Genomic DNA, 8,351 nt, shown 5'->3' with positions numbered 1-8,351 from the left:
GCCTGCCCTCGGTGTGCCTGCCGCGCCGCCCGCGCCGGGTGCTCGCCCCGCCGGTGCCCCGGGCCTGCCGCCCGCGATCGCCGGCAACGACGCCACCCAGATCCTCGCGGCCGCGCCGCGCCCCGCCGCTCCGGGCCAGGCCGGCCCGGTGCCGCAGCGCACCGGTCCCGACCTGCTGCTCGTCGTCGAGGGCCGCGAGCACCGCTTCCGCCACCCGGCCCAGATCACGATCGGCCGGCGCAGCGACTCCACGGTCGTCGTCGCCGACCCGGCCTGCTCGCGCGCGCACGGCCGGATCGACGCCCAGCCGGGCGGCTGGAACTACACCAACCTCTCCAACGAGGGCACCTGGCTCGACGGCCGCCGGATCGACAACCACCGCTTCGACGAGCGGATCGCGGTGCGCCTGGGCCACCCGGTCGCCGGCACCGAGCTGACCCTCGTCCCGATCCTCTCGGCGGCCGAGGAGGAGCGCCGCATCGCCCGCCGGCGCCTGCGCCGGCGCCTGGCGATCATCGGTGCCGCCGCGGCGGCCGTGCTGCTCATCGCGGGCGTCCTCGGCGCAGCCTGGTTGATCGGCCGCGACGACGACGGAGACCGGCGGGCCGACGGCGGCAGCTCGCAGGAGCCCGGCACCGGCAGCGACAGCTCGATGGACTCGCTCAGCGACGCCGAGCTCGACTCGGCGAAGGCCGCCGCCGTGAAGATCACCGGCGACAGCGTCGACTCCAGCGGCCAGCAGTTCAGCTATGGCGGCTCGGGCTCGATCATCCGCAAGGACGGCCTGATCCTCACCAACGCCCATGTCGCCGCCCCCGAGTCGCCGGGGCTGAGCGAGCAGTATGACGGGTTGGATATCGCAAACCCCGAGTTCTTGCTGATCCACTTGACAGATGGGATGACGGACACGAACGCGCCCGCGTCGTACCGCGCGCGCGTGATCCAGGCGGACGGCTACCTCGACGTCGCCGTCATCCAGATCTACGCCAAGGCCGACGGGAGCGAGCTCGACGGCGACCTCGACTTGCCGACCGTGCCGATCGGCTCCTCCGGCGAGCTTCGTGCAGGTGACGACGTCACCGTGCTCGGCTTCCCGGCCGTGGCCCGGTCAGAGGACTCGATCACCGTCACCACGGGCGTCATCTCGACGGTCATCAACGACCCAAACCTCGGGCCGCGCTCCGAGCTCGACACCGACGCCCGCATCGCGCCGGGCAACTCGGGCGGCATGGCGATCAACAACGACGCGGAGCTGATCGGCATCCCGACCGCGTTGTTCGCCGATCGCGAGACGTTCGTCACCAGCGGGCGAATCCGTTCGATCGATGCCGTCAAAGGTCTGATCGAACGCGCGTTTGCAGCCAGTTGATTCTGGAAGTGAAGACATTCGACACCGATATCTCGGAAAGGAACCCTCGATGGGACGACGACTCGGCGTCATCATTCTTCTCAGTACTGCTTTGGCGGTCGGATTTGCAGCACCGAGTTCAGCTGCCGTCATCAACGGAACGTCGGGCCCCGACACACTTCGGGGTACCAGTTCAGCAGATGAGATCTACGGCCACGGCGGCAATGACGTCATCTCGGATGGCGCTGGGAACGACAGCATCTGGGGCGGCTATGGTGCCGACGACATCGGCATCTTCGGAGGGCTCGACCATGTTTGGGCAGGGCCAGGCAACGACCGACTGGTGATCAACCTGACGGGGCCGGCAGTTCGTGATGTCGTTGAGTGTGGGCCGGGCTATGACAGCGTGGTGGTCCGATACCTGGACGGCGGCGCGGCGCCGATCTTGAGTGGCTGCGAGGACGTCACCTACTGGTAGCGATCCGTCGTCGCGTGGACGCCGATCCCGGGCAGTCAGCTGGCCCTCTTGGTCGCGGCCTTCTTGGTCGCGGCCTTCTTGGCAGGAGTCTTCTTCGCCGCGGTCTTCTTGGCAGCCGCCTTCTTCGCCGGGGCCTTCTTCGCGGCCGCCTTCTTCGCGGGCGCGGGCTCGCTCTCGCCACGGCTAGTCTTGGCCGCCTCCACGGAGCGCTGCAGCGCGGCCAGCAGGTCGACCACCTCGCCGCCCGTCTTGGCCGACGTCTCGGTGCGCTGGACCTCGCCGCCCTCGATCTTCGCCTTGACCACCGCGTTGACGGCATCGGCGTAGTCGTCCTCGAACTCCGACGGATCGAAGTCACCGGACAGGGTCTCGATGAGCATCTGCGCCATCTTGACCTCGGCGTCCTTGACCTCGCCCGTCTCGACCTTGAAGTCGGGCTGGCGGATCTCGTCGGGCCACATCATGGTCTGCAGGACGATCACCTCGCCGGCCTCGGTCTCGCGGACCCGCAGCACCGCGGTGGTCGTCCGCTGGCGCAGGGCCACGGTCACGACCGCCATCCGCTTCGAGTCGAGCAGCGCCTGGCGGAGCAGGGCGTAGGGCTTGGCGCCGGTGCCCTCGGGCTCGAGGTAGTAGCTCTTCTCGAAGAGCATCGGGTCGATCTGGTCGACCGGGACGAACTTCTCCACGGCGATCTCGCGCGAGGAGGTCGTCGGCAGGTTGGCCATGTCGTCGTCGGTGAGGATGACCATCTCGCCGTCCTCGGTCTCGAAGCCCTTGGCGATGTCGGAGTACGGCACCTCCTCGCCGTCGATCGAGCACACCCGCTGGTACTTGATCCGGCCACCGTCCTTGGCGTGGACCTGCCGGAACGAGACGTCGTGGCTCTCGGTCGCGCTGTAGAGCTTGACCGGCACGCTGACCAGGCCGAACGAGACGGCACCCTTCCAGATCGCACGCATGTGCTGAGGGTACCCGTGGGCACCCCCACCAGCCGCCTGCGAGCATGACGGGGTGGAGCAGACCATCGGCATCGTCGGCGGCGGGATCGTGGGCCTCGCCGTCGGGCGGGAGGTCACGCTGCGCCGTCCGGGCACGCGGGTGGTGGTCCTCGAGAAGGAGGACCGGGTCGGCGCGCACCAGACCGGCCACAACTCCGGCGTCGTCCACGCGGGCATCTACTACCGGCCGGGCAGCCTCAAGGCCACGCTCTGCACGCGCGGCCGGCTGCTGCTGCGCGACTACTGCGCCGAGCACGCGCTGCCGTACGACGAGTGCGGCAAGGTCGTCGTCGCGGTCGACCGGGCCGAGATGGGGCGCTTCGACGCGCTCGAGCGGACGGCCCGGGAGAACGGGGTCCCCGGCCTGCGCCGGCTCGACGGCACCGCCCTGGCCGAGGTCGAGCCGCACGCCGTCGGGCTGGCCGCCCTGCACTCGCCGCGCACCGCGATCACCGACTACGTCGCCGTCGCCGAGCGGCTCGCCGCCGACATCGTCGCCGCCGGCGGGGAGGTGCACCTCTCGACGCCGGCCACGGCGATCTCCCGGACGGGCGGTCGCGTGCGGGTCACGACCCCCGGACCGTCGTACGACGTCGACCGGCTCGTGCTCTGTGGCGGGCTCCAGTCCGACCGGCTGGGCCGGCTGGCAGGCGGCGCCGCGGACCCGCGCATCGTGCCCTTCCGCGGGGAGTACCTCGCCGTGCGACCCGAGAAGCGGGACCTCGTGCGCGGCATGGTCTATCCCGTCCCCGACCCGCGCTACCCGTTCCTCGGCGTGCACTTCACCCGCCGGGTCGGCGGCGGGCTCGAGGTGGGGCCCAACGCGGTGCTCTCGCCCCACCGCGACGCCTACCGGCGCCGGTCGGTCAGCGCCGCCGACCTCGCCAGCACGGCGACCTGGCCGGGCTTCTGGCGGATGGCACGCCAGCACTGGCGTACCGGTGTCACCGAAGTGCGGGGCTCGCTGTCGGTCCGCTCCTACCTCAGGGGCGCGCAGCGCTACGTCCCCGGGATCGGCCCGGACGACGTGGTCCGCGCCGGCTTCGGCATCCGGGCCCAGGCCGTCGAGCGCGACGGCACGCTCGTCGACGACTTCCGGATCGACGTCCTCGGCGGCGTGCTGTGCCTCCGCAACGCCCCCTCGCCGGCCGCCACGTCGAGCCTCGCCATCGCGGAGCACGTCGCCGACGCGCTCGGTTGGGCATGATGACGCCGTGCCCGACCTCCTGCCGATGCTCGCCTCCCCGGGCACCCACGTCCCGCCAGGGGAGGACTGGCGCCACGAGGTGAAGTGGGACGGCGTGCGCGCGCTGACGCGCGTCTCCGGCGGCGTCGTCACGATGACGAGCCGCAACGCCAACCGGATCACCGCGGCCTGGCCGGAGCTCGCCACCGCGCCAGCGGTCGGCGACGACACCGTCGTCGACGGCGAGATCATCGCGCTCAACGAGCGCGGCGTCCCCGACTTCCGCGTCCTGGCGGACCGCATGCACGTGCGCAAGCCCGCGACGGTCGCGCGGCTCGCGGAGCGGGTGCCGGCGACGTACATGGTCTTCGACCTGCTCCGCCTCGACGGCGAGGACCTGTGCGCGCTGCCCCTCGAGGAGCGCCGTGCGCGCCTCGCCCGCCTCGACCTGGCCCGGTCCGGGTGGCAGGTGCCGCCCGAGTACGACGACGGCGCGATGCTCCTGGAGGCCACCCGCGCGCAGGGGCTCGAGGGGATCGTCAGCAAGCGGGCCGACTCGACCTACCGGCCCGGGCAGCGGACACCGCACTGGCTGAAGTTCCCGCACCGCCACCGCGGCTCCTTCGTCGTCGGCGGCTGGCGGCCGCAGACCGGCACCAGCGACCGGCTCGCCGCGCTGCTGGTGGGGGAGCCGACGCCGGACGGACTGATGTACCGAGGGCGGGTCGGCAGCGGGATCGGCGCGAAGCAGTCACGCCTGCTCGCCGAGCTGCTGGCCCCGCTGACCCGGACGGCCACCCCGTTCGCCGACGAGGTGCCGCGCGTCGACGCCACGGGCACCACCTGGGTGGAGCCCGTCGTCGTGGTCGACGTCGACACGCACGGGCTCGGCTACGCACGACTGAGGCAGCCGTCGTACCAGGGTGTGCGCTCCGACCTGGCACCCGACGACCTGATCGGAGGCACCGCCTGATGCCGAAGAAGCCCGAGCACCCGCAGACCGAGGTGCACGTCGACGTCGAGGGACGCACCCTGCGGCTGACCAACCTCGAGAAGGTGCTCTACCCGTCGACCGGCACCACCAAGGGCGAGGTGCTCGACTACTACGCGCGGGTCGCGCCGGTGCTGCTGCCGCACCTCGCCGGCCGGCCGGTGACCCGGATCCGCTGGCCGCACGGTGTCGGCGACATGAGCTTCTTCGAGAAGAACGCACCCGCCGGGACCCCGTCGTGGGTCCGCACCGCAGAGGTGCCGACGACGGGCAGCCGCGGGCCCAGCCGCCACGGCGACACCCTGCGCTTCCCGATCATCGACCAGCTCGCGACGCTCGTGTGGGCGGTGAACCTCGCTGCGCTGGAGCTGCACGTGCACCAGTGGACCGTCGACGACGACGGCGACCCGGTGGGTGCGGACCGGATCGTGATCGACCTCGACCCGGGCGAGGGCGCCGGGCTCCACGAGTGCTGTGGCGTCGCGCTGCTCGTGCGCGACGTGCTGGCCGAGCGCGGGTACGACGCCCTCCCGGTCACCAGCGGCAGCAAGGGGCTGCACCTCTACGCACCCCTCGACGAGCCCCTCCCGTCCGACGAGACCAGCGCGATCGCCAAGGAGATCGCCGAGGAGCTCCAGGCCGCGCACGGGTCGCTCGTCACCGCGACCATGACCAAGGCCCGGCGCCGCGGCAAGGTGTTCCTCGACTGGTCGCAGAACGCGGGGTCGAAGACCACCGTGGCGCCGTACTCCCTGCGCGGCACGCCGCGACCCCAGGTGGCCACCCCGGTCACCTGGGACGAGGTCGCCGAGGGCGCGGACGACCCGCTCGGGCTGGACCAGTTCTCGATGGCGCAGGTGCTCGAGCGCGTCGAGGAGTACGGGGACCTGTTCGCCTAGGCGTGTCGGCCGCGCCGGCGCATCCCGTAGACGTCGAACTCCGACACCACGCCCGCCGGGTCGCCCCCGGTGCCGACGGCGTGGGCCACCTCGTCGGGGGAGACGGCGTGGTCGGCCTCGTCGAGGGTGGCGTCGATGAGCATCTGGAACTCCGGCGACGGGTGGCTCACCCGCTGCGCGGTCGCCTCGATCCGCCAGCCCCGGCGGCCGAGGTCGTTGAAGAGGCCCATGAGGGTCGTGTTCTTCTCGGCGGCGATGCCCTCGAAGCCGTCGGCGGCCTCGATCAGGTACACCGGCCGCAGGACCGCGAGCGCGGCGGCGTCGTACAGCGGCACCCAGAGGCGCGCGTACTCGTAGACCCGCTGTCGGCTCACCCTTCCAGTGTAGGACCCGGCACGGACGTCCGCCTGACCCTTTCGGGTGGCGCCGGTCAGGCCGACCGGAGCGGGCGGACCGCCGTCGGGTCCACGACGTGGGCGAGGTCCACCCCGGCCCCCAGCACGATGCCGGTGCCGACGACGGCCGGCGCGTCGACCACGTCGCCGATCACCACGGTCACGTTGTCGCGGGTGCCGCTGTCGATCGCGGCCCGGACCAGGCGCTCGGCGGCCATGCTGCGGGAGTCGAGCCCGAGCAGCATCTGCATCGCGGCGGGGGAGAGGACGTCGCTGAGCCCGTCGCTGCACAGCAGCAGGCGGTCTCCCGGGCGCAGGTCGACGAGCTGCACGACCGGCTCGGGGGTGTGCTCGCCGTCGACGGCCTGCAGCACCACGTGCCGGTACGGCGACTCGGCGGCCTGCTGGACCGAGATCCGGCCGGCGTCGAGGAGGGCCTGGACCATGGTCTGGTCGTGCGAGAGCTGGGACAGCGCGCCGTCGCGCAGGAGGTAGGCGCGGGAGTCGCCGACCTGGGCGAGCGCGGTGTGCATGCCGTCGGTCAGGACCGCGGTGAGCGTGGTGGCCATGCCCAGCCGGTCGGGGTCGGCCGCGACGCCTGCCACGAGCTGGTCGTGCGACTCGGCCACCGCGCTGCGCAGCAGGCGGACCGGCTCGACGCCCGGGTGGGCGAGGGCTCGGGCGCTGACGACGTACGTCGTGGTGGCCGACGCGATCTCGCCGGCCGCGGCGCCGCCGACCCCGTCGGCGACGCAGAGCAGGTAGGGACCGGCGAAGCCGGAGTCCTCGTTGTGCTCGCGAACGGGACCCGTGTCGCTCATCGCGGCGAAGCGGAACTGGAGCACGAGGCACCTCCCAGGCTGTCCGGTGACCCGGTGGGTCACCACCGATCGTCGCCGGTCAACCTGTGAAACGTCTGTCAGCGCGCCGAGAGTTCCGAGAGAGCCGATTTCGGCTCCGGGGCCGTGGCCGGCGAGCTCGAGCGCTACGAGCGGAAGCCGACCTGCCCCGAGGTGCTCCGCCCGATCTCGACGTACGCGAGCTTGGCGACGGGTACGACGGTCACCTTGCCCTTGGTGTCGGTGAGCGTGAGCACGCCGTCGGAGGCGAGCGCCTCGGACACCTGCGCGCTGATGTCCTCGCTGGTGCTGTCGGCCTCGATCACGAGCTCGCGGGCCGTCTGCTGCACACCGATCTTGACCTCGACGGTCATGTCACTTCTCCTCGTTCGGGGGACGGCCCGCGCCTCCGGGGCCGTTCATGCCGCCAGCCTAGTCAGGCGGCGGTCGGGACTGGGCGGGGCTCGGTCAGTCCTCGTGCGGCTCGTCGATGAGCGGGTAGCCACCGATGCCGCGCCAGGCCAGGCCGGACACCAGCGTGGTGGCCTGGTCGCGCGTGAGCCCGGCGAGGCCGCCGTCGGTGTCGGTCATCCAGAACCGGGCGCTGACCTGCGCCATTCCCACCAGCGAGACGGCCAGCAGCTGCGAGGCCGCCGGCGGCAGCGAGGTGTCCTCGGCGATGACGCTCGCGATCAGGTCGGCGCACTCGGTGGTGACCCGGTCGATGTGGCCGCGCACGGCGGGCTCGTTGGTCAGGTCGGACTCGAACACGAGCCGGAACGCACCGGTGTCATGGCCGACGTACGCGTAGAAGGCGTCGATCGTCGCCGCCACCCGCTGCTTGTTGTCGTGGGTGGACTCGAGTGCCTTGCGGCAGTTGTCGATGATCGCGTCGCACGCGGCGTCGAGGATGGCGAGGTAGAGCTCGAGCTTGCCGGGGAAGTGCTGGTAGAGCACCGGCTTGGAGACGCCGGCGCGCTCGGCGATGTCGTCCATCGCGGCCGCGTGGTAGCCCTGCGCGACGAAGACCTCGAGGGCGGCGGCGAGCAGCTGGGCGCGCCGCTCCCGCCGGGGGAGGCGGACGCCGCGGGGCCGGGACTCGTCGAGGTCGAACTGCTCCATCACCACGTGCCCGAGCCTACTCGCTGGTAGCCGTCCGATCGGAGAGGTACCCCTCCCGCGGGCGCCCCGCCGGTCTCCGGTCCAGACGGTGG

At 72.0% G+C, this 8,351-nt stretch carries 10 protein-coding genes; 5 read left to right on the top strand and 5 right to left on the bottom strand.

The window, feature by feature from the left end; translation table 11 throughout:
- Both AC2YHB_RS17520 and AC2YHB_RS17515 read left to right on the top strand, forming a co-directional pair.
- On the top strand, window positions 1–1,369 hold a 1,369-nt coding region (locus tag AC2YHB_RS17520; RefSeq protein WP_487354343.1), incomplete at its 5' end, for a trypsin-like peptidase domain-containing protein.
- Between the two features lie 49 nt (window positions 1,370–1,418).
- Window positions 1,419–1,826 (top strand): calcium-binding protein, encoded by a 408-nt coding sequence (locus AC2YHB_RS17515; protein ID WP_179650391.1) that lies wholly within the window; start codon window positions 1,419–1,421, stop codon window positions 1,824–1,826.
- 35 nt (window positions 1,827–1,861) lie between these two features.
- Here AC2YHB_RS17515 and ku read toward each other — a convergent pair whose 3' ends face one another.
- Window positions 1,862–2,788 (bottom strand): non-homologous end joining protein Ku, encoded by a 927-nt coding sequence (ku, locus tag AC2YHB_RS17510; protein ID WP_179650393.1) that lies wholly within the window; start codon window positions 2,786–2,788, stop codon window positions 1,862–1,864.
- A gap of 52 nt (window positions 2,789–2,840) precedes the next feature.
- Between ku and lhgO the strand changes: the two genes are divergently transcribed.
- The 3 genes from lhgO to ligD (AC2YHB_RS17495) are packed head-to-tail and all read left to right on the top strand — an operon-like array spanning window position 2,841 to window position 5,903.
- Window positions 2,841–4,034 carry an L-2-hydroxyglutarate oxidase gene (gene lhgO, locus AC2YHB_RS17505; protein WP_179650394.1) on the top strand — a complete coding sequence of 398 codons (1,194 nt, stop codon included), beginning with the start codon at window positions 2,841–2,843 and terminating at the stop codon, window positions 4,032–4,034.
- Between the two features lie 7 nt (window positions 4,035–4,041).
- Window positions 4,042–4,986, top strand: coding sequence for a non-homologous end-joining DNA ligase (ligD, locus tag AC2YHB_RS17500; protein WP_308645621.1), 945 nt, complete (start codon window positions 4,042–4,044; stop codon window positions 4,984–4,986).
- Window positions 4,986–5,903 carry a non-homologous end-joining DNA ligase gene (ligD, locus tag AC2YHB_RS17495; RefSeq protein ID WP_179650395.1) on the top strand — a complete coding sequence of 306 codons (918 nt, stop codon included), beginning with the start codon at window positions 4,986–4,988 and terminating at the stop codon, window positions 5,901–5,903. The genes ligD (AC2YHB_RS17500) and ligD (AC2YHB_RS17495) overlap by 1 nt, the downstream gene beginning before the upstream one ends.
- Here ligD (AC2YHB_RS17495) and AC2YHB_RS17490 read toward each other — a convergent pair.
- From AC2YHB_RS17490 to AC2YHB_RS17475, 4 genes are all read right to left on the bottom strand, one after another.
- Complete coding sequence (locus AC2YHB_RS17490) at window positions 5,900–6,277, bottom strand: hypothetical protein (RefSeq protein ID WP_179650396.1); 378 nt, start codon at window positions 6,275–6,277, stop codon at window positions 5,900–5,902. The two genes, ligD (AC2YHB_RS17495) and AC2YHB_RS17490, sit on opposite strands and share 4 nt — an antisense overlap.
- Window positions 6,278–6,333: 56 nt before the next feature.
- Entirely contained in the window at window positions 6,334–7,143 is an 810-nt protein-coding gene (locus AC2YHB_RS17485) for a PP2C family protein-serine/threonine phosphatase (protein WP_051931456.1), read from the bottom strand.
- Window positions 7,144–7,283: 140 nt separating this feature from the next.
- The gene (locus tag AC2YHB_RS17480) at window positions 7,284–7,511 is read right to left on the bottom strand and encodes a DUF3107 domain-containing protein (RefSeq protein WP_036541051.1); all 228 of its coding nucleotides are present in this window, start codon (window positions 7,509–7,511) and stop codon (window positions 7,284–7,286) included.
- 94 nt (window positions 7,512–7,605) lie between these two features.
- A complete protein-coding gene (locus AC2YHB_RS17475) occupies window positions 7,606–8,259 on the bottom strand; it encodes a TetR/AcrR family transcriptional regulator (RefSeq protein WP_036541053.1) in 654 nt (217 codons plus the stop codon).
- Window positions 8,260–8,351: the final 92 nt, after the last annotated feature.

It is taken from the genome of Nocardioides sp. SRI_004, assembly GCF_057586415.1.
Note: the sequence above shows the minus strand (reverse complement) of the source record. Positions and strands in the feature narration are given on the sequence as shown.

Excerpts from the sequence above, each read along its gene's own strand:
- AC2YHB_RS17515 (WP_179650391.1), top strand. The coding sequence starts at position 1,419 with ATGGGACGACGACTCGGCGTCATCATTCTTCTCAGTACTGCTTTGGCG.
- ku (WP_179650393.1), bottom strand. The coding sequence starts at position 2,788 with ATGCGTGCGATCTGGAAGGGTGCCGTCTCGTTCGGCCTGGTCAGCGTG.
- ligD (WP_179650395.1), top strand. The coding sequence starts at position 4,986 with ATGCCGAAGAAGCCCGAGCACCCGCAGACCGAGGTGCACGTCGACGTC.
- AC2YHB_RS17480 (WP_036541051.1), bottom strand. The coding sequence starts at position 7,511 with ATGACCGTCGAGGTCAAGATCGGTGTGCAGCAGACGGCCCGCGAGCTC.
- AC2YHB_RS17475 (WP_036541053.1), bottom strand. The coding sequence starts at position 8,259 with ATGGAGCAGTTCGACCTCGACGAGTCCCGGCCCCGCGGCGTCCGCCTC.